Origin of the sequence: Nonomuraea sp. NPDC050790 (genome assembly GCF_044456745.1) — a bacterium.
Taxonomy (GTDB): Bacteria; Actinomycetota; Actinomycetes; order Streptosporangiales; family Streptosporangiaceae; genus Nonomuraea.
The window spans coordinates 13,897-33,533 of record NZ_JBITGF010000002.1 but is presented as its reverse complement, the minus strand read 5'-3'; the positions used below and the strand labels follow the sequence as shown (position 1 = coordinate 33,533).

The 19,637-nt window shown below is 70.1% G+C and carries 16 protein-coding genes, 1 tRNA gene and 2 pseudogenes; 2 read left to right on the top strand and 17 right to left on the bottom strand.

Annotated elements, in window-relative coordinates; genetic code table 11:
- Positions 1-739 precede the first annotated feature (739 nt).
- From ACIBEJ_RS08690 to ACIBEJ_RS08680, 3 genes and pseudogenes are all read right to left on the bottom strand, one after another.
- Positions 740-812, bottom strand: a tRNA-Ala gene (locus ACIBEJ_RS08690).
- A 65-nt stretch (positions 813-877) separates the two neighbouring features.
- Positions 878-1,540: a TetR/AcrR family transcriptional regulator gene (locus tag ACIBEJ_RS08685; protein ID WP_397183239.1), complete on the bottom strand. Its 663-nt coding sequence runs from the start codon at positions 1,538-1,540 to the stop codon at positions 878-880.
- Between the two features lie 234 nt (positions 1,541-1,774).
- Positions 1,775-1,837: pseudogene (locus ACIBEJ_RS08680) on the bottom strand (hypothetical protein); the annotation flags it as partial.
- A gap of 146 nt (positions 1,838-1,983) precedes the next feature.
- On the opposite strand from ACIBEJ_RS08680, the gene ACIBEJ_RS08675 reads away from it, so the two are divergent.
- On the top strand, positions 1,984-3,063 hold the full coding sequence (locus ACIBEJ_RS08675) for an FAD-dependent monooxygenase (RefSeq protein WP_397182030.1): 1,080 nt from the start codon (positions 1,984-1,986) through the stop codon (positions 3,061-3,063).
- On the opposite strand, the gene ACIBEJ_RS08670 is transcribed toward ACIBEJ_RS08675, so the two are convergent.
- From ACIBEJ_RS08670 to nadD, 5 genes and pseudogenes are all read right to left on the bottom strand, one after another.
- Positions 3,060-3,680 (bottom strand): histidine phosphatase family protein, encoded by a 621-nt coding sequence (locus ACIBEJ_RS08670; protein ID WP_397182029.1) that lies wholly within the window; start codon positions 3,678-3,680, stop codon positions 3,060-3,062. The genes ACIBEJ_RS08675 and ACIBEJ_RS08670 overlap by 4 nt on opposite strands.
- Positions 3,677-4,072, bottom strand: coding sequence for a ribosome silencing factor (gene rsfS, locus ACIBEJ_RS08665; RefSeq protein ID WP_397182028.1), 396 nt, complete (start codon positions 4,070-4,072; stop codon positions 3,677-3,679). Before rsfS ends, ACIBEJ_RS08670 begins: the two co-directional genes overlap by 4 nt.
- 38 nt (positions 4,073-4,110) lie before the next feature.
- Positions 4,111-4,635 (bottom strand): ATP-binding cassette domain-containing protein, encoded by a 525-nt coding sequence (locus ACIBEJ_RS08660; protein ID WP_397183238.1) that lies wholly within the window; start codon positions 4,633-4,635, stop codon positions 4,111-4,113.
- Positions 4,636-4,711: 76 nt separating this feature from the next.
- Positions 4,712-5,221, bottom strand: a pseudogene (locus ACIBEJ_RS08655) (ATP-binding cassette domain-containing protein); the annotation flags it as partial.
- Between the two features lie 797 nt (positions 5,222-6,018).
- A complete protein-coding gene (gene nadD / locus ACIBEJ_RS08650) occupies positions 6,019-6,639 on the bottom strand; it encodes a nicotinate-nucleotide adenylyltransferase (RefSeq protein ID WP_397182027.1) in 621 nt (206 codons plus the stop codon).
- An 87-nt stretch (positions 6,640-6,726) separates the two neighbouring features.
- Between nadD and ACIBEJ_RS08645 the strand changes: the two genes are divergently transcribed.
- Complete coding sequence (locus tag ACIBEJ_RS08645; protein ID WP_397182026.1) at positions 6,727-7,749, top strand: M48 family metallopeptidase; 1,023 nt, start codon at positions 6,727-6,729, stop codon at positions 7,747-7,749.
- A gap of 178 nt (positions 7,750-7,927) precedes the next feature.
- Here the strand turns inward: ACIBEJ_RS08645 and ACIBEJ_RS08640 are convergent, their stop codons facing one another.
- From ACIBEJ_RS08640 to ACIBEJ_RS08600, 9 genes are all read right to left on the bottom strand, one after another.
- Positions 7,928-9,802: a protein kinase gene (locus ACIBEJ_RS08640; RefSeq protein ID WP_397182025.1), complete on the bottom strand. Its 1,875-nt coding sequence runs from the start codon at positions 9,800-9,802 to the stop codon at positions 7,928-7,930.
- 80 nt (positions 9,803-9,882) lie between these two features.
- Entirely contained in the window at positions 9,883-10,089 is a 207-nt protein-coding gene (locus tag ACIBEJ_RS08635) for a hypothetical protein (RefSeq protein ID WP_397182024.1), read from the bottom strand.
- A 20-nt stretch (positions 10,090-10,109) separates the two neighbouring features.
- Positions 10,110-11,402: a glutamate-5-semialdehyde dehydrogenase gene (locus ACIBEJ_RS08630; RefSeq protein ID WP_397182023.1), complete on the bottom strand. Its 1,293-nt coding sequence runs from the start codon at positions 11,400-11,402 to the stop codon at positions 10,110-10,112.
- Positions 11,403-11,417: 15 nt separating this feature from the next.
- Positions 11,418-12,536 (bottom strand): glutamate 5-kinase, encoded by a 1,119-nt coding sequence (proB, locus tag ACIBEJ_RS08625; protein WP_397182022.1) that lies wholly within the window; start codon positions 12,534-12,536, stop codon positions 11,418-11,420.
- Between the two features lie 443 nt (positions 12,537-12,979).
- Complete coding sequence (gene obgE / locus ACIBEJ_RS08620; protein ID WP_397182021.1) at positions 12,980-14,332, bottom strand: GTPase ObgE; 1,353 nt, start codon at positions 14,330-14,332, stop codon at positions 12,980-12,982.
- Positions 14,333-15,053: 721 nt separating this feature from the next.
- A complete protein-coding gene (gene rpmA / locus ACIBEJ_RS08615; protein ID WP_184973142.1) occupies positions 15,054-15,311 on the bottom strand; it encodes a 50S ribosomal protein L27 in 258 nt (85 codons plus the stop codon).
- 19 nt (positions 15,312-15,330) lie between these two features.
- A complete protein-coding gene (gene rplU, locus ACIBEJ_RS08610) occupies positions 15,331-15,633 on the bottom strand; it encodes a 50S ribosomal protein L21 (protein ID WP_183647442.1) in 303 nt (100 codons plus the stop codon).
- Between the two features lie 232 nt (positions 15,634-15,865).
- Positions 15,866-18,661, bottom strand: a complete 2,796-nt coding sequence (locus ACIBEJ_RS08605) for an Rne/Rng family ribonuclease (protein ID WP_397182020.1) — start codon at positions 18,659-18,661, stop codon at positions 15,866-15,868.
- Positions 18,662-18,802: 141 nt separating this feature from the next.
- Complete coding sequence (locus tag ACIBEJ_RS08600) at positions 18,803-19,567, bottom strand: TIGR03936 family radical SAM-associated protein (RefSeq protein ID WP_397182019.1); 765 nt, start codon at positions 19,565-19,567, stop codon at positions 18,803-18,805.
- Between the last annotated feature and the right edge of the window lie 70 nt (positions 19,568-19,637).

Sequence of the window (19,637 nt, the reverse complement as noted above, 5' to 3'; positions counted from 1 at the left end):
GCGCTGCTGCCTTCCAGCACCAGCATCTCCAGGCGTAGTGCCTCGCGTTGGGCTCGCGTGCCCGGCTTGGCGGGTTTGTCACCATGTGCCGCTCCCGCACCGGCGGACACCAACGCCGACGCCTTTCCTGCCGAGTTGCTTGTCCCGCATGAGTTTGATCCACGCCCGTCGGCCGAGCGCATGCCCGCGTGTTGGACGTGTTTGTCGCGGCGCTGATCAGTGAGCCTTCTGTTGACGTTCTTCACCCCATCGCCGGCCAGCTGCAACGCGTGCTGACTACCTATGACGCTTCCGCGGGGAGCCTCGACCTGCCCGCACTACGAGCGTGTCGAGAGTGCATGGGGTATGTGGCAGGGGTCAACGAATCGCTTCGTCCACCTACGCGACCTCGGCACCTGACCTCGCCAAACCGCATCCGTGCCTCATCAGACGCGCAAGCCGCGCCGAAGGCGCACGGTCAAGACGCCCGAGCGCAGCGAGGGCCACAGATCAGGGTGGGATCCAACTGCCCAACCACCTAGCTGGGCAACGGGCGGGACCACAAGAACGCCCGAGCGCAGCGAGGACGACCAGGAGTCGGGGCCGCGCCCCGACTGAAAGAACGCGCGCAGCACCATGCCCTTAGCCAGAAAGAACGCCCGACCGGAGGGAGGACCTTCAGGGGTCGAGCTTCAGCTCGACTGGAGAAACGCCTGGAACCCGAACGCGCGAAGCGCGCCGATGTGGAGGACCTTGCTTGTGGAGCTATGGGGATTCGAACCCCAGACCTCTTCCATGCCATGGAAGCGCGCTACCAACTGCGCCATAGCCCCTGGTCACCGCTTCGAGTCTGCTCGTTGCGGCGCTCGGTGAGCATATCGGCATCCTGTCGTTTCGCCTAATCGGGCGTCGCCAGCACCGCCAGGGCGTCCAGCTGGCGGTTCAGGCCGAACTCGAACAGGGTGTCCAGGTCCAGGTCAAGCTGCTGGTTGCGGAGGACTTTGGCCAATATTGGGTGGTTGGGGAGATGTTTTTTCAGGGTTGCTTCTCTTGTGGCCATCCACTCGTCGTCGCTCATCCCGGTGTCCTGTACGGCCAGCGCCTCCGGCTCCAAGTTGGCCGCCAAACCCCTGATGAACGCGGCCAGCGAGACCGCCACGTGCAACAGGGTGTTCGGGTCCAGGCCCAGCCCCGATACCGCTCGCATGATCCACTCGGTGTGGGCCAGTCCGTTGGGTCCCAGGGGCGGCCTGGTCAGGGGGTAGGCGTATGCCAGCCATGGGTGGCGCCGGTGTATGCCCCACTGCAGCCTCAGTGACAGTTCGACCTGTTTGCGCCAGCCCACCGGTACGCGGGCGGGCAGCCGGGCCTCGCCGTACACCTGATCGACCATCTCCCGCACCAGCTCACCCTTGCCCCGCACGTGCCGGTACAGGGCCACCGTCGACACCCCCAGCGCCGTCGCCACGCGGCGCATCGTCACCGCGGCCAGCCCCTCCTCGTCGGCCAGGTCGATGGCGGCCCGCACGACCATCTCCGCCGTCAGCGGGCCCCCTGCCAAGGCCCCACCGGACGACCCAGTCAGGCCATACGCCCCAGCCTGGCCAGACGGGCCGAATGAGCCAGACGGGCCGAGCGAGCCAGACGGGCCGAGCGAGCCAGACGGGCCGAGCGAGCCAGACGGGCCGAGCGAGCCGGCCGAGGAGGACACGCCCCGCGAGCGCCCAGACCACGCCACCACGGTCCCCACTCCCGGGACCATCCGCACCAGCCCCTCCTCCCGCAACACCGCCAGCACCTTGGAGGCAGTAGCCATGGCCACCCCCCACTCCCGCATGATCTGCCGAGTGGACGGCACCAACTCCCCCTCCGTCAACTCCCCCGAAACAATCCGAACCCGCAGTTCCCCCGCAATATCCCGAAAAATCACCGCACTAGTGCACCCTTCGCGAACCTCCCCGCCTCCCCGGAGACTACGGCGTACACCCTGAGCGAAGGAATCCCATGAACATTCTCATCTCCGGCGCCGGAATAGCCGGACCAGCCCTGGCCCACTGGCTCACAAGACAGGGCCACAAGGTCACAGTGGTGGAACGAGCCCCATCCCCACGCCAGGGCGGCCAGGCAGTCGACTTCCGCGGCCGCCCCCAACTTAAGGTCCTGGAGGCCATGGGCCTCCTGGAAAAGATAAGGGCAGCAGCAGAAACCCCGGCCCCCATCACCATCCTGAACAAGGCCGGAACCCCGGTCTCCACCCTCCCAGCCGAAGCCTTCAGCGGCGACGTGGAAATCCTGCGCGGCACCCTGTCCGAAATCCTCAGAGAAGCCTCGACCACGAACTACGTCTGGAACGACACCATCACCGCACTGCACGACACCGGACCAGCGGTGACAGCGACCTTCGCCAAAGCCAAGGAGGAAACATTCGACCTGGTAGTAGGCGCGGACGGCCAGAACTCCACAGTCCGCCGCCTCCGATGGGGAAAGGTGCCAACCCAACACCTGGGCATGTACGGCGCGATCTTCTCAACAGAGCAGAGGCACCCCACCCCAGTCATGTACACAGTCCCGGGCCGCTGCATAACCCTCACGGAAACGAGAGCCGCTCTGGACTTCGCCTCCCCCGAGATCCACATCCAGGACGAACGCGCCGCAATCGCATCAGCCTTCGCAGGCATGGGCTGGAGAACCCCGGAACTCCTCGAAGCCATGCACCAGGCCGACGACCTCTACTTCTCCCAGGCCACCCAGATCCAGGCCCCCACCTACAGCAAGGGCCGCACCGTCCTCCTGGGCGACGCGGCCCACGCCCCCGGCCCCGGCGGCATGGGCACCGGCCTCGCGGTGGTCGGCGCCTACATCCTGGCCGAAGAGCTCAGCAGACAAGCCGTCGAAACCGCCCTGACCACCTACGAAGCCCGCATGCGCCCCTACGTGGCCGTCTGTCAGAAGCAGGCCAGAGGCGCCGACAGGTTCCTGGTGCCCTCGAAACGCACCCACATCTGGATGCGCAACCAGATTGTCCGCCTCGTGCCGCCCAGACTCCTGAACACGAGCAAGGCGGCCGAGGCGATCAGTCTCTAGGTCTCGATGTCGTCGCTGTTGACGGGTTCGGGCAGCGTACCGGCGTTGTGCTCCAGCAGACGCCAGCCCTTGCGGCCCTCCTCCAGCACCGACCAGCTGCAGTTGCCGAGGCCGCCGAGGCTGTGCCAGAGCTCCTCCGGCAGGCCGAGCAGCTCGCAGATGCCGAGCCGCAGCGCCGCGCCGTGGGAGGCGATGACGAGCAGGCCGTCGTCGTCGAGCTGGGCCGCCCACCGGCGCATGGCGGCGACCACGCGGGCCGCGACCTCGGTGACCGGTTCGCCGTCCGGGGCCTCCCAGGCGATGTACTCCTCGGGCCAGCGGGCCCGGATCTCCTCCCTGGTCAGCCCTTCCCAGGCGCCGCCGCCGCGTTCGCGCAGGTCCTTGTCGACGGCGACGTCGAGCTTGACGATCCTGGCGAGCGCCATGGCGGTGTCGTGAGCGCGGCTCAGGTCGGAGGAGACGATGAGGGTGGGCTTCAACGCGGCCAGCAGCGACGCCGCCCTGGCCGCCTGGGCCTGGCCGGTCTCGTCGAGTGCGATGTCGGTGTGGCCCTGGAAGCGGTGCTCGACGTTCCAGAGCGTCTGGCCGTGCCGCAGGCAGACGATGCGTCTACTCAAGAGCGGGCCCGCTGGATGTTGGCGTGGGTGACGCTCTCCGGCAGGCCGATCGCCGGGCAGTCCTTCCACAGGCGCTCCAGCGCGTAGAAGGTGCGGTCCTCCTCGTGCTGGACGTGGACGACGAGGTCGATGTAGTCGAGGAGCACCCAGCGCCCCTCGCGCTCACCTTCGCGGCGTACCGGCTTGACGTCTGCCTCGATGCGCAGCCTGTCTTCGATCTCGTCGACGATGGCGCGGACCTGGCGGTCGTTGGTGGCGGAGCAGAGCAGGAACGCGTCGGTGATGACGAGCTGCTCGCTCACGTCGTAGGCGAGGATGTCATCGGCCAGCTTGTCCGCCGCGGCCTCGGCGGCGATCTTGACGAGCTGGACGGCTCTGTCGGATGCGGTCACGATGCGGGTCAGTCCTCCTCTATCGGCTACCTACGAGATTACCCTTCCTCGGTGTAGGCCCTCGACTGCAGAGTGAACATCTCGGCGTAGATGCCAGAACGTTCCATGAGCGAGATGTGGGTCCCCTCCTCCACTACCTTCCCGCGTTCGAGCACGTAGATGCGGTCGGCCCAGCGTACGCTGGCCAGCCGGTGCGTGATCATCAGCACGGTGCGCTGCACGGCGTGGCGCCGGATGCTCTCGAAGATGGCGTGCTCCGACCGCGCGTCGAGGGAGGCCGTGGGCTCGTCGCAGATGAGCAGCGGCGCGTCGCGGTACAGGCCGCGCGCGACCGCGATGCGCTGCCACTGCCCGCCCGACAGCTCCGTCCCGCCCTTGTAGCTGGGGTCGAGCATGGTCTCCAGCCCGTACGGCAGGCGGCTCACGACCGCGTCCGCCCCCGAGGCGGCCAGCACGCCCTCCAGCGACTCGCCCGAGTCGTGCCGCCCGATCGCGATGTTCTGACCCGCGGACATCGGCCAGTGGGTGAAGTCCTGGGCGATGACGGCGATCCGCTCGCGCAACGCGGGCCGGTCGATCCGGCGCTGGGTCGACGCCGCCCCAGGAGACGGTTCCCGACTCGGGCAGGTAGAGGCCGCCGATGAGCTTGGCCAGCGTGGTCTTGCCCGAGCCGTTCTCCCCGACCAGCGCGACGATCTCGCCGGGCTCGATCCTGATGGAGACGCCGGACAGCGCGGGCGTGTCGGCGGCCGGGTAGGTGAAGTCGACGCCCTCGACGCGGATGCGGTCGGGTTCGGCGGGCGGCGCCGTACCGCCGGAGACCTCCGCGCGCGCCTCGGCGTCGGCGCAGAAGCGGATGTAGTCCTCATAGAACAGGCCGGCCTCGTAGGCCCGGTTGACGCCGTGCAACGCCTGCTCGGTGGCGCCTCCTGCCCGCTGGATGGCCAGTACGGCGGTCGCCGCCACGGCCAGGTGCACCTCCCCGGTCCACAGCAGCAGCCCGAGCGTCCCGTAGACCAGCCCCGTGGCCAGCCCGCCGAACAACCTCCCCCAGATCCCGGCCACCTGCTGGCGGCGTACGGCCCGCAGCTCGTACCGGGTCACCCACCGGTAGATCCGGGCGAACTCGGCGAGCAGGTACGAACGCATCGTGTACGACCGGATCTCGGCCGCGGCGGGCCGCTGGGTCATGAGGTGCTCCAGCGTGTGCTGCCTGCGCCTGGCGGCCGCGATCCCGGCGGTGACCTCGTAGCCGAGCCTGGCGACGCGGATCGACGCCCACGTGCTGGGCACCACGGAGAGCAGGATGAGCGGCAGCAGTACCGGATGAAGCACCCCAAGCGCCCCTGAAACCGCCAAAAGGCCGATAAATCCGGTAACAGTGGACATCACTGCCCACAACAACATCGACGGCCCCCTCGACGCGGTCATCGAGGCCCGCTGCACCTGGTCGTGGAAGACCGGATCGTCGAACGCGACCAGCTCCACCGCGGTCGTCAGCCGCACCATCCGGTTGTCGACGTTCTGCGTGAGCAGCGGATCGAGCCGGTCGCGCGCCCACTGCGCGGCCTCGCCGAAGGCCGCGCGCAGCACCGCCGCGCCCACCACCGTCGCGATGCCGGGCACCGCGGCGACCAGCCGCTCCGGGGTGGGCATGGCCGAGAACAGCCGGACGAGCACGTCCGTCGTGGCCAGCAGCCCCAGCGCGGTGAAGATCTCCGACACGATCGTGGAGCTCATCATGACGACGGTGTCCACCTTGCTGGTCTGCCAGCTCAGCTTCAGCACGTCCCTGATCAGCGCGGGCAGCCGCCGTACCATGGCGAACAGGCCGGTCGTGCTGACCTCCGTGCGGTGCGCCCACCAGGACTTCTCGTTGAGCTCTAATCCGTCGAGGGAATCATCCGCCATACCCCCATGATCGCCACAAAGGCGGCTATCCCGCGCTATACAATCTGCGCTTGATACAGTCGACGCTTGCCGATGTACTGAACGATCCCGTCCGGCACCAGGTACCAGATCGGCTCGCCCTTCTCCACGCGCTGCCTGCACTCCGAGGAGGAGATCGCCAGCGCCGGGATCTCCAGCAGCGTCACCTTGCCCTCGGGCAGCCCGGGATCGTGCAACGTGTGCCCCGGCCGCGTGCACCCCACGAAGTGCGCCAGGTCGAACAGCTCGTCGGCATCCTGCCAGCCGAGGATCGCCTCCAGCGCGTCGGCGCCGGTGATGAAGAACAGCTCGGCGTCCGGCCCGTAGATCTCCGAGATGTCCCGCAGGGTGTCGATGGTGTAGGTCGGCCCCGGCCGGTCCACGTCCACCCTGGAAACCGAGAAACGCGGGTTCGACGCCGTCGCGATGACCGTCATGAGATAGCGGTCCTCGGGCGCGCTGACCTCGCGCGTGGACTTCTGGTACGGCCGGCCCGTAGGCACGAACACCACTTCGTCCAGGTCGAAATGGTGGGCCACTTCGCTCGCGGCGACCAGGTGGCCGTGGTGGATGGGATCGAACGTCCCGCCCATCACCCCCACACGGCGCTTCCCCTGCACCATGGGCGCATTCATCATGATTGGGACCTTACGCGCCAGCCGTACACCGCCTCATAGCCACCCCCTTACCAAGGAACCGCGCATCACTCCCGCAGCCGACGTAGCATGCCGGGCATGACGACCACCCCGGATCGCAACCGCATCCAACTACCCGGCATCTCGTCTCGTGCCTACGAACACCCCGCAGACCGGTCCGCTCTGGTCGCTCTGCGCAAGTTGAGTGGGTTCGACACCGTTCTGAAGCAGATGTCCGGCCTCGTGAGCGAGCGGCGCCTCCGCCTCATGTACCTCGCCTCGGCCGTGCGGGTGAGCGAGACCCAGTTCCGCTCCCTGTACGACATGGGGCGCGACGCCGCGTACATCCTGGATCTGCACCGCATCCCCGAGATCTACGTGCAGCAGGACCCCTCGGTCAACGCCAAGGCCATCGGCTTCGACGACCCGTTCATCGTCGTGACGACCGGCCTGCTCAACCTCATGAACGAGGAGGAGCAGCGCTTCGTCATCGGCCACGAGACCTCGCACATCCTGTCGGGCCACGCGGTCTACCGCACGATGCTCGACATCCTCACCACGCTCGCCACGCGCGTGGCCTGGATCCCGCTCGGCTACATCGGCCTGCGCGCGATCGTCGCGGGGCTCGAGGAGTGGTACCGCAAGTCGGAGCTGTCCTCCGACCGCGGCGGCCTGCTCACCGGCCAGAACCCCGACGCCGCCAAGCGCGCGCTGATGAAGCTCGCCGGCGGCGACTACACCCACGAGATGAACATCGAGGCCTTCCTCGCCCAGTACCAGGAGTACGACACCGCGGGCGACCTGCGTGACGGCTTCCTCAAGGTGCTCAACCTGCTCGGCACCACCCACCCGTTCGCCGTGGTACGCGTGGCCGAACTGGACAAGTGGCAGCGCAGCGGCGAGTACGACCGCATCATCGGCGGCGACTACCCGCGCCGCGAGGACGACGCCGACGCCCGCGTCACCGACGAGATCAAGGCCGCGGCCGAGTCCTACCGCCGTTCCTGGTCGGAGTCCCAGGACCCCTTCATCGGCGTCCTGCGCGACGTCGCCGAGGGCGCCGTCAACGCCGGAGAGCGCATCTTCAACCGCTTCTCCCGCCGCGACAACTGACCCCGTCAAAGGGCCTTCCATCCCTTACGGCGCAGCCACCCTCACGCCACCCGCCGCCGGCGGGCGCCGATCGTGGGGGTCGCTTCTCACGTCGGACGGGGTACCCGCCGTCACGGCGATCCGTGCACCGGACACCGTGGCCCAGGTACCCCGCCGCACCACATAACCCGCTACACCGTCACAGCAGCAGCGCGATCGCCTTCACCGCAGCCGCGCACAACGCCACGAACCCGCCCAGCACCGCAAGGGCCCGCAGCCCCTCCCTGCGCAGGTTCGGCAGCCGGGCGCCGATCCGCTCGATCTCGCGCCCGGTGATCCCCCCGCACAGGACCCCGAACACCACGGCCGCGGCCGTCACCGGCGCCGCCTGCAACCACCAGTCGGAGGCGATCTCGCCGCCGCCGGTCACCCAGAGCGCGCCCCCGGCCGCCACCGCGACCGGCGCGCCCGGCCACACCACCGCGGTCACGGCCGACCCGGCCAGCGCGAACGGGAACAGCACCACCCGCAGCAGCACCCTGACCCGCTTGCTGGCGCGGTTGCGTACCATCCAGTGGCTCATCCACAACGTCCTGGTCAGCACCACGAGCGCGGCGGTGATCCCGATCGAGGCGATCGGATAGACCACCGAGGCCACCACGCACGGCACCGCCAGCACCGCGAGCAGCAGCAACGCGGTGTTCCCCGCGGGCAGCGTGGTGGCTTCCGCGCCGCGCGTGCGCCGCGCGCCCTCACCCGCCTTGGCCCGGACGCGCGGCGTCTTGGGACTGTCCCCCGTCTTGACCCGCGTACGCGGCGGCGCCTCCTCCTTGGACCTCGCCCTGACCAGCTCCTCCTTGGCCCGCCCGCGCGCGAGATCCTCCTTGGAGGTACGGCTCCGCCCCGAATCCTCCTTGACGGCCCTGGCCCGCGCAGTCTCGTCCTTGACGGCCCTCGCCCGCGCAGTCTCGTCCTTGACCGCCCGCCCACGCGGACTCTCGTCCTTGACCGCCCGCCCACGCGCGCCTTCGTCCTTGACCGCGCGCCCGCGCGGCACCGGTGTGCCCGGATCGTCCTTCGCGCGCCCCCTGGGCACCGGCGTGTTCGGCTCATCCTTGCCCCGCCCCCGCGGCAGCCGCGTACGGGGCGGCGGGGTCGCGACGTCCTCCCCCACCCGCCCGCGCCCGGACTCCTCCTTGGCCCGAGCCCGCACCCGCCCCCTGGGCGCCGGCACCTCCGGCGTGACCTTGCGCCCGTCCTCGACCGGCGCCGCGTCCGTGGCGGTGGCCCGCGCCAGGCGGGAGAGCCGGTCGGTCAGCAGCGCGGCGGTCGGCCGCTTGGCCGGCTCGCGGTGCAACGCCGCCCGCACCAGCGGCAGCAGCTCCACCGGCACGCCCTTGAGGTCGGCCTGCCCGTTCAGTACCGCGTACATCTGCGCCTCGGCCGTCCCCCGCCCGAACGTCGGCCGCCCCGTCGCCGCGAACGCCACCGTCGCCGCCCACGCGTGCACGTCGGCGGGCGAGTCGACCTGCTCGTCGGCGAAGATCTCCGGCGCGGTGTAGCCGGGCGTGCCGAGGAAGGTGCCGGTCATGGTCAGCCGGGTCGCGTCGAGCACCTGCGCGATGCCGAAGTCGATGAGCACCGGCCCGCGCTCGCTCATGAGGATGTTGGCCGGCTTGAGATCGCGGTGGATCACCCCGGCCGCGTGCGTGATCGCCAGGGCGGTGGCGATGCCGTGGGCCAGTTCGACCAGGCCGGCGACGTCTAGGGGGCCGCCCTGCCGTACCGCCTCCAGGAGGGTCGCGCCCTCGATGTGCTCCATCACGAGGTACGGCCGCGCGCAGTCGAGATCGGCGTCGAACACCTTGGCCACGTAGGGACTCTCGACCCGGCGCAGCGCACGGACCTCGCGTTCCAGGCGAATGCGGGCGGACTCATCCTCGACCAGATCCCGGAGAACCTTGATCGCGACCCGCTCGCCACGGCGGGTTCCGGCGAGGTACACCTCGCCCATACCGCCCCGGCCGAGCCGTTCGAGAAGGGTGTACGGCCCGACCTTGCCGAGCTTGCTCACCGTCCCTCCCCGCTCGGCGCACCCATAAGGGGCACAACCCTAGCGGGGTGTGCCCGGAAAGCGCCCGAGGCGCGCCGTGTTTATCGGTTCGACTTGTCGCCGACGCTCGTGTCGCCCAAACTCGCGTCCCCGAAGATGTCGTCGAGCTCCGTCCTGGGTTCCTTCGACAGGTCCCTGCGCCCCTTGCGACGCCAGTTGACGTGCCCGCGGCTCTCCAGCCACAGCAGCAGGCGGTCGGCGCCGAACAGCACGGCGCCGGCGAAGACCAGGGCGATCACAATCTCCATGCGCCCCAGTCAAATCAATGTCACTCTCCGTCGCCACCTTGACACGCTGAGATAACCGTGCCTTCTGACGTGCGCAGATGCCCCTCGCCGGTGTAAACCCACTTGGTTGACGTCAATTCCGGCAGCCCCATCGGGCCGCGGGCGTGCAGCTTCTGGGTGGAGATCCCGATCTCGGCGCCGAACCCGAACTCGCCCCCGTCGGTGAACCTGGTCGAGGCGTTGACCGCCACGGCCGCCGAGTCGACGAGCGCCACGAACCGGCGGGCGGCCCGCTGCGACCGGGTGACGATCGCGTCGGTGTGGCCGGAGCCGTACTTCCTGATGTGGGCCACCGCGTCCTCCAGCGAGTCGACGACGGCGGCGGCGATGTCCAGCGAGAGGTACTCGGCGTAGTAGTCGTCCTCGGTCGCGGCCACCACGCCCGGATGGGCGGCCACCCGCTCATCGCCGTGGACGGTCACGCCCTCCTCCGCCAGCCTGGCCAGCGCCCTGGGCAGGAAGTCCGCCGCGACGTCGGCGTGCACGAGGAACGTCTCGGCCGCGTTGCAGACCGACGGCCGCTGCGTCTTGGCGTTGACCAGGATGTCGAGCGCCAACCCCAGATCAGCGTCCGCGTCCACATACACGTAGCAGTTGCCGACCCCGGTCTCGATCACCGGCACCGTCGACTCCTCGACCACCGAGTTGATCAGCGAGGCGCCGCCCCGCGGGATCAGCACGTCGACCAGCCCGCGCGCCCGCATGAGCTCCTTGACCGACTCCCGCGTCTGCCCCGGCACCAGTTGCACCGCGCCCGACGGCACCTCGGTGCCCTCCAGCGCCGCCTGCATGATCCGCACCAGCGCCGTGTTGGAGTCATACGCGCTCGACGAGCCGCGCAGCAGTACGGCGTTGCCGCTCTTGAGGCAGAGCGCGGCGGCGTCCACGGTCACGTTGGGCCGGCCCTCGTAGATGATGCCGATCACGCCCAGCGGCACGCGGACCTGGCGGAGTTCGAGCCCGTTGGGCAGCGTGCTGCCCCTCAGCACCTCGCCGACCGGGTCGGGCAGGTCGGCCACCTGCCTGACGGCCTCGGCGATGGCCTCCACCCGCTTGGCGTCCAGCCGCAGCCGGTCGATCATCGCCTCCGAGGTGCCCTGCTCGCGGGCCCGCTCGACGTCCTTGGCGTTGGCCTCGACGATCTCTCCGGCCCGCGCGACCAGCGCGTCGGCGATCGCGCGCAACGCCCGGTCCTTCGGCGCCCGCGGCAGCGGGGCCAGCTCGGCGGCGGCCTCACGTGCCGCGCGGGCAACCTTCAGGAACTCTTCGGACATCGCACGCTCCATTCGCTACTGGTGGGCCTCCAGTATGACGATGTCGTCGCGGTGAATCAGCTCGCGTTCATATTCCGGACCGAGCTCGCTGCCCAGCTCCCGCGTCGAACGCCCCAGCAACCCCGGGATCTCCACGGCGTCGAAGTTCACCAGCCCCCTGGCCACCACCCGCCCGCGCGGCCCGCACAGATCGACCGGGTCACCGGCGGAGAAATCCCCCTCGACGGAGGTCACGCCCGCGGGCAACAGCGACTTGCGCCGCGTGACGACCGCCTCGACGGCGCCGTCGTCCAGGTGCAGCCGCCCGCGCCCGGTGGTGGCATGCGCCAGCCACAGCAGCCGCGTGCCAGGATGCCGCCCGCCAGGGTGAAAATAGGTGCCCACGTCGGCCCCGGCCAGCGCCTGCGCGGCATGAGCAGCAGCGGTCAGCACCACAGGAATGCCCGCCCCGGTAGCGATCTTGGCCGCCTGGACCTTCGTGATCATCCCACCGGTGCCGACGGCCGCGCCGTTCCTCCCCAGCTCGACGCCGACGAGATCCTCCGGCCCCCGGACCTCCGCCAGCCGCCGCGACCCCGCCCGGCTGGGCGGCCCGTCATAGAGCGCGTCCACATCGGACAGCAGCACGAGCGCATCCGCCCGCGTCAAATGGGCGACAAGCGCGGCAAGCCGATCATTGTCCCCGAACCGAATCTCATCGGTGGCCACGGTGTCGTTCTCATTGACCACCGGCATGATGCCCAGCTCAAGCAACCGGCTGAGGGTCCGCTGCGCGTTCACGTGATGCGAACGCCGCATCATGTCATCGGCGGTCAGCAGCACCTGCCCCACCCGCACCCCATACCGGGCAAAGGACGAGGTGTAGCGAGCCACCAGCACCCCCTGCCCGACGGAAGCGGCAGCCTGCTGCGTGGCAAGATCCCTAGGTCGTACGGCAAGCCCCAGCGGCCCGAGCCCGGCGGCGATGGCCCCCGAGGACACGAGCACGATCTGCGCCCCCACACCCCGGCGCGCCGCCAGCACGTCGACCAGCGCGTCGACCCGGTCGACGTCGATGGTGCCCTGGGGGGTGGTCAGCGAAGAAGAGCCGACCTTGACGACGACCCTGGACGCGGAGCTGATCCGATCTCGCACCCCACGACCCTATCCGAGCCACCCACCCGCCCGCCTTCCAGTATCCAACCCCCCCAGGAGAGAAACCCGCCTTGTCACAGCGCTCACCACGCCCAACTACCACCGGGCAACAAGGCTGTCGCCCGGGTGCCGGCCTCTCCAGCCGGGCACGCGGGGCTCGGAGCGGCGGGCCCGCGTCCGGCAGCCGCCCTGGGCAACACGGTTGTCACCTGGGCGCAAGCCCCCTCCAGCCGGGCATACGTGGCTTGTTGCGGCGGGCGCCACGTCCGGCTGTCGGGCGCCGCTCCGACACCCCGACGCGCGTCGGCGGGCGGGGGTGGGGGCGGCTTGCCGTAACGGATGGAACGTCTCACAGACGGACGCCCCACCTGGACACGGCCCGCACGGGCAAAAGCCGCACACGGCCCGCACAAGCAACTGGGCCTGGGCGGGCGGCGGGTCGTCTATGCCAGGCGGGAGTCTGAGCCGCGGGGGCCTTGGCGGGCGGATTCGGCGGAGAGGGTGGGCTGCCAGTCGAAGACGTAGCCGCCCTCCATGGGCCCGATGATCACCTCGGCCCCCGCCACGGCCCCAGCCTTGGACAGGGCCTCCTCGACGCCGAGCCGTTCGAGCCGGTCGGCCAGGTACCCGACCGCCTCGTCGTTGGTGAAGTCGGTCTGGCGGATCCAGCGCTCCGGCTTCTCGCCGGTGACCTGGAACTGGTTCTCGGTGACCTTCCGCACGCTGAACCCGGCCTCGCCGAGCTGCTTGGGCCGGATGACCAGCCGGGTCGGCTCCTCGACCGGCTTCTGCGCGCGGGCCGCCGCGACCCACTCGCCCATCGCGAACGTCAGCTCCCGCAGCCCGTCATGCGTGGCCGCCGAGATCACGAAGACCCTCAGCCCCTTGGCCTCGAAATCGGCCCGGACCATCTCGGCCAGTTCGCGCGCGTCGGGCACGTCGGCCTTGTTGAGGACGACCATGCGGGGCCGGTCCTCCAGCTTGCCGTACGCCTCCAGCTCGGCCTCGATGACCTCGTAGTCGGTGACCGGGTCACGTCCCGGCTCCAGGGTGGCGCAGTCGATGACGTGGACGAGCATGTCGCAGCGTTCCACGTGCCGCAGGAACTCGTGGCCGAGCCCCTTCCCCTGCGAGGCGCCGGGGATGAGCCCCGGCACGTCCGCGACCGTGAACACCGTCTCCCCGGCCGTCACCACACCCAGGTTGGGGATCAGCGTCGTGAACGGGTAGTCCGCGATCTTGGGCCGGGCCGCGGACAGCGCCGCGATCAGCGACGACTTGCCCGCGCTGGGGAACCCGACCAGCGCCACGTCCGCGACGCTCTTGAGCTCCAGCATCACGTCCAGCCCGTCACCGGGCTCCCCGAGCAGCGCGAACCCCGGCGCCTTCCGCTTCGTGCTGGCCAGCGCCGCGTTCCCGAGCCCGCCGTGGCCGCCTTCCGCGATCACATACCGCGTCCCGGCTCCGACCAGGTCGACCAGCACCTCGCCGGTGTCGGCGTCCTTGACCACGGTCCCGTTGGGCACCGTGAGCACCACGTCCGCCCCGTTGGCACCGTCCCGGTTGGACCCCTGACCCTGCTTACCGTTGTCCGCCTTGCGATGCGGGCGGCGGTGGTACTCGAGCAGGGTGGCGGTGTTGGGATCGACCTCCAGGATCACATCCCCGCCCCGCCCGCCGTTCCCTCCGTCGGGACCGCCCAACGGCTTGAACTTCTCCCGGTGGATGGAGGCGCAGCCGTTCCCTCCGTCACCGGCCCTGACATGCAGAACCACCTGGTCCACGAAGTCCGGCATTACCGCCCCTTACTTCCCACGTGCTCCCGAACGGAACACAAACCCATCTTCCCAGCTCAACACCCCAGGCGATCCCACAGACCACCCAGCCCCGCCACCCCAGCCCACACCCCAACCAACGGGACACCGGCTGACCAGCAGACCCAACAACCACAGGACTCCCCAAAGGGCAACCCACCGGGGCCCTGGCCACCCACCCCGACAGCCCAGAAAGCCCTGGCACAGCCCTGGCCACCCAACTGGGCGAGCCAGGAAGCCAACCCAGCCAGGCAGGCCACGAGGCCCCTAGCCACCCAACCGGGGGTCCGGCAGGGCGCCCTGGCCCAGCCGTGCTTGTCCGGCGCCGCGCGGCGAGAAGCCGTGCGGCCGCACTCGGCGCCGCAAGTACGGCGCTCAGCCCGGCCACGGTGCCCGCCCAACGCACCGCCGTAACGGCGGGCACCACGTCCGACGTGAGAAGCGATCCCCACGATCGGCGCGAGCCCACGACGGCGGGTGGCGGCGGGGTGGCCTGCCGTAACCCAAAGTCAAAACCCAAACCACGAGCTCAAGCCCACGAGCTCAAGCCCACGAGCTCAAGCCGCAAACCCAACAGCGCCGAGCGCGTGAGAGAACCAAGCGCAGAAACGCCTCAGGGGCGGGTCTGCGGACCCACCCCTGGAGGAAACATCTACCGGGCGAGCCTACGGACCCACCCTTGGGAACATCGGTCGGACGGAATTTACTCCGCGACCGGAACGATGCTCACCGCGCGACGCCCGCGCTTACGACCGAACTGCACGTGCCCGGCAGCCAGCGCGAACAGCGTGTCATCGCCACCCCGCCCGACGTTGTCGCCAGGGTGGAAGTGGGTGCCGCGCTGGCGGACGATGATCTCGCCCGCGTTGACCAGCTGGCCGCCGAACCGCTTGACGCCGAGCCGCTGTGCGTTGGAGTCACGGCCGTTCCGGGTGGACGACGCGCCCTTCTTGTGTGCCATCTCGCAAAACTCCCGTGACTCAGGCCTGGTTGATGCCGGTGATCTTCACCTGGGTGTACCGCTGACGGTGACCCTGGCGCTTCTTGTAACCGGTCTTGTTCTTGTACTTGAGGATGCGGATCTTGGGCCCCTTGGTCTCGCCGAGGATCTCGGCGCTCACCAGGAACTTGCCCGCCTCCGTGGTCACATCGCCGTCGTTGACGACGAGCACCGTCGGCAGCGAAACCGAAGAGCCGACCTCGCCGGCGACCTTGTCCACCTCGAGGACGTCACCGACGGAGACCTTCTGCTGCCTGCCGCCGCAACGAACGATCGCGTACACCGCGGAACCCTTCTACTGTCTGCTTGTGGTCACCGATCACCATCGGCGACCACCGAATGCTGCGCCCAGCACTCGGAACCTGTCGGGAAAACCGACGATCCGAGAGGCGCGCGAACAGGGCGCGCCACTGGACGCACCGATTGACTAGGGTACCGGATGAGCGGTGCCCTGGTCGAACCGGACGGATCGACGGACTGTCAACCGAGGAGCGCTCCCTGGCGGGAGCGCCTGGCTACTCGGCCGACTTGGCTCGGCGGGAGCGTCGCCGCCCCCTGCCGGAAGTCTGGTTCGCCTGGTCATCCTCGGATGGGACGTCATCAAGCGCACCGGTCACAGTATCACGGTTCCCGGGTGCGGAAGCCGCGGAGACCTTCTCCGCGACGGACTTCTCGACCGCCATCTTGCCCTGCGTGCCCCGCGGTTCCGGCTTGGCCTCGACCGGCTCCGTGGAGACGATCAGGCCGCGCCCGTTGCAGCACTCGCACGGCGTCGAGAACGCCTCCAGCAGCCCCTGTCCGACCCGCTTACGCGTCATCTGGACGAGCCCGAGCGAGGTGACCTCGGCCACCTGGTGCTTGGTGCGGTCGCGGGCCAGGCACTCCAGCATCCTGCGCAGCACCAGGTCCCGGTTGGACTCCAGCACCATGTCGATGAAGTCGATCACGATGATGCCGCCGATGTCGCGCAGCCGTAGCTGGCGCACGATCTCCTCGGCCGCCTCCAGGTTGTTCCTGGTGACCGTCTCCTCCAGGTTGCCGCCCTGGCCGGTGAACTTGCCGGTGTTGACGTCGACGACGGTCATCGCCTCGGTGCGGTCGATGACCAGCGAGCCGCCGCTCGGCAGCCACACCTTGCGCTCCAGCGCCTTGCCCAGCTGCTCGTCGATCCGGTAGGACTCGAAGACGTCGCCGTCCTCCTCCCACCGGTTCAGGCGGTCGGCCAGGTGCGGGGCGACGTACTTGACGTATTCGTCGACCGTCTCCCACGCCTCCTCGCCCTGGACCACGAGCGAGGTGAAGTCCTCGTTGAACACGTCGCGCACGACGCGGATCGTCAGGTCGGGCTCGGCCGACAGCAGCTCGGGCGGGCTGGCGGACTTGGCCTTCTTCTGGATGGCCTCCCACTGCGCCGACAGCCGCGCCACGTCACGGGCCAGCTCGTCCTCCGAGGCGCCCTCGGCGGCCGTGCGCACGATGACGCCGGCGTTCTCGGGCATGACCTTCTTGAGGATGCTCTTGAGCCGCGTGCGCTCCTTGTCGGGCAGCTTACGGCTGATGCCGGTCATCGAACCGTCGGGCACGTAGACGAGGTAGCGGCCGGGAAGGCTGATCTGCGAGGTCAGGCGGGCGCCCTTGTGGCCGATCGGGTCCTTGGTGACCTGCACCAGCACCGACTGCCCCGACTTGAGCGCCGCCTCGATGCGCTTGGGCTGGCCCTCCAGCCCGGCGGTGTCGAAGTTGACCTCGCCGGCGTAGAGGACGGCGTTGCGTCCCTTGCCGATGTCGACGAAGGCGGCCTCCATCGACGGCAGCACGTTCTGGACCTTGCCCAGGTAGACGTTGCCGACGTAGGACTGGCTGGCCTCGCGGTTGACGTAGTGCTCGACCAGGATGCCGTCCTCGAGCACGGCGATCTGGGTGCGGTCGCCCTGGCGGCGCACCACCATCATCCGGTCGACGGACTCGCGCCTGGCGAGGAACTCCGACTCGGTGATGATCGGCGGACGCCTGCGGCCCAGCTCGCGGCCCTCGCGGCGGCGCTGCTTCTTGGCCTCCAGCCGGGTCGAGCCGCGCACGCTCTGCACGCCGTCGCTGGAGGTGTCGAGCCCCGCGGCCCTGCCCGAGCGCGGCGCGCGGATGCGCACCACGGTGTTCGGCGGGTCGTCGCTGGCCGGCTCGGGCGTCTCGTCTGAGCCGCGGCGACGGCGGCGACGGCGACGGCGCGAGCTGGACGCCTCCTCTTCCTGGGAGTCGTCCTCGCCCTGCTCATCGTCGTCGTCCTGCTCGTCCTCGGAGTCGGACTCGTCACGCTCGCGCGACTTGCCGCGTCCGCGACCGCCGCGACGGCGGCGTCGGCGGCGGCCGCCGCTCTCGTCCTCGCTGTCGGCGTCGGTGTCGAGCTCCGCGTCGGTGTCGGCGTCGGCGCTCTCCTCGGCCACCTCGGCCACCTCGGCCACGACGGGCTCCGGCTCGGGACGGCGCGGCGCCGCCGGCTGTGCCTGGCTGGGGTCGGGCGCCTGGAACAGCGGGGCGAAGATCGCCGCCGGCCGCTGGAAGGACGCGCCGCCCTGCTCCATGCGCCGCGCGGTCAGCCCGAACGGGTCGGCCAGCAGGTTGGGCTGCTCCTCGTCGAGATCCTCGCCCGCGGGCTCGTCGTCGAGCGGCTCGTCCTCGGGCAGTTCGTCCAGCACCTCGGCCTCGGCCGCCGCCACCGCGGCGACCTCGTCGGCGACCTCGACGGCCGCGTCGATCGCGGCCTCGGCCACGACCGTCTCGATCGCGGTCTCGACCGGGCTCTCCGGCTCCTCTGCCTTCTTGCGCGTACGCCGCGTCCGCTTGACCGGTGCGGCGGCCTCCTCCTCGGCGGCGGTCTCGACCTTGGCCTTCGTGGTGCGCCTGGTCCGCTTGACCACCGGCGCCTCCTCCGCGGGAGCGCTCCCGGGGGCGGCAGCCGTACCGGCGGGAAGATCCTCGACCTCGGGCGGCGGCCCGGCCGCACGCCGCGAGGCCCGCTTGGGCTTCTCCTCCGCGACCGGCTCCTCGGCCTCGTCGGCCTTCTTGGTACGGCGGCGCGTCGTCGTCGCCGTGGACCGGCTTCTGGTGGCCCGCTTGGGCGGTTCAGCCGTCTCCTCGGCAGCACTGGCCGCCGCACCGGCGGGAACCGTCAGCACGGAAGGCGCGGCCTCCTCCGGCAACTCCGGAGGCGGCCCGGCCGGCCGGGCGGCCCGGCGCGGCCTGGTTGTGGGCTGATCTTCAGTTGTCTCCCCGTCGGGGCCGTTGGCCCCGCCGTTGGGCTCGTTCTCGAGCATGCGGGCGCTCTCCCGTCAGCTCCCGGGCGCGTCGCCGCGCCGCGCAGGAGCCCTCGTGTCTCGTTGTCCGCCCCCGCCCCGTGTGGGGTGTTGGCGCCAAGTCCTGTCAGCGGATACGCCTGGCGGGCCGCCAGGCGGTTCCTATCCGGCGGCGTGCTCGCCCGCCGGTCCCGCTTCGCCGCCGCGCGTGATGTCGCGGTCAAGGTCGAACGGGTCGGCAGGCCCACCGGACGCGTCCAGCGGCCCCTGCGCCAGCCTGGTTACCTCGGGGGGAACCGGCGGCGCGAAGTCGGCCACAAGGCGCAATCCTGTGAGCACGTCGTCGGGTCGTACGGCAGGAGTCACGTGCCGAACAACCATGCGCAGTATGACACACGACTGTCCGGGCACCTGAGCTGCGGTTCTCTCCGTTCCCTCGGAGATCTCGAGCACCCGCACCGCCTCCCGCGCGTCGAAGCGGCGGGGGCCCTTCTTCGTGAGGCGCTCCACCTCGACGGTGCCGGCGGCGAGGAACTTCTCCACCGCAACGCCGGCGAGCTCGGGATCCGCACCGGGCAACCGCAGCTCCCACGTGGAGACCTCCAGGCGGTCGGCCAGGCCACCCGAGCGTGCTTCGACCACTTCGAGCACGTCGAGTCCGGGCGGCAGCGAAGCGTCCAGGTCGGCGCGTATCCGCCCCGGGTCGCAGGGCTCCGTGACACCGATCTCGAGGTATTCGGCCTCGCTGGCGACGCCGGTCGGCGCCGCACCCGCGTAGGAGATCTTGGGGTGGGGCGAGAAGCCCGCGCTGAAGGCAACCGGAATGCCGGCACGGCGGACCGCCCTCTCGACGGCCCGCGAGATGTCGCGGTGGCTGGTGAAGCGCAGGCGGCCGCGCTTGGCGTAGCGGACGCGAAGCCGCTGCACCGTGGGCGCGGGCGGTGGCCCGTCGGGAACAGGTTTCAGAGCGTTGCGTCCTTCCCGTGTCAGAGTTTCC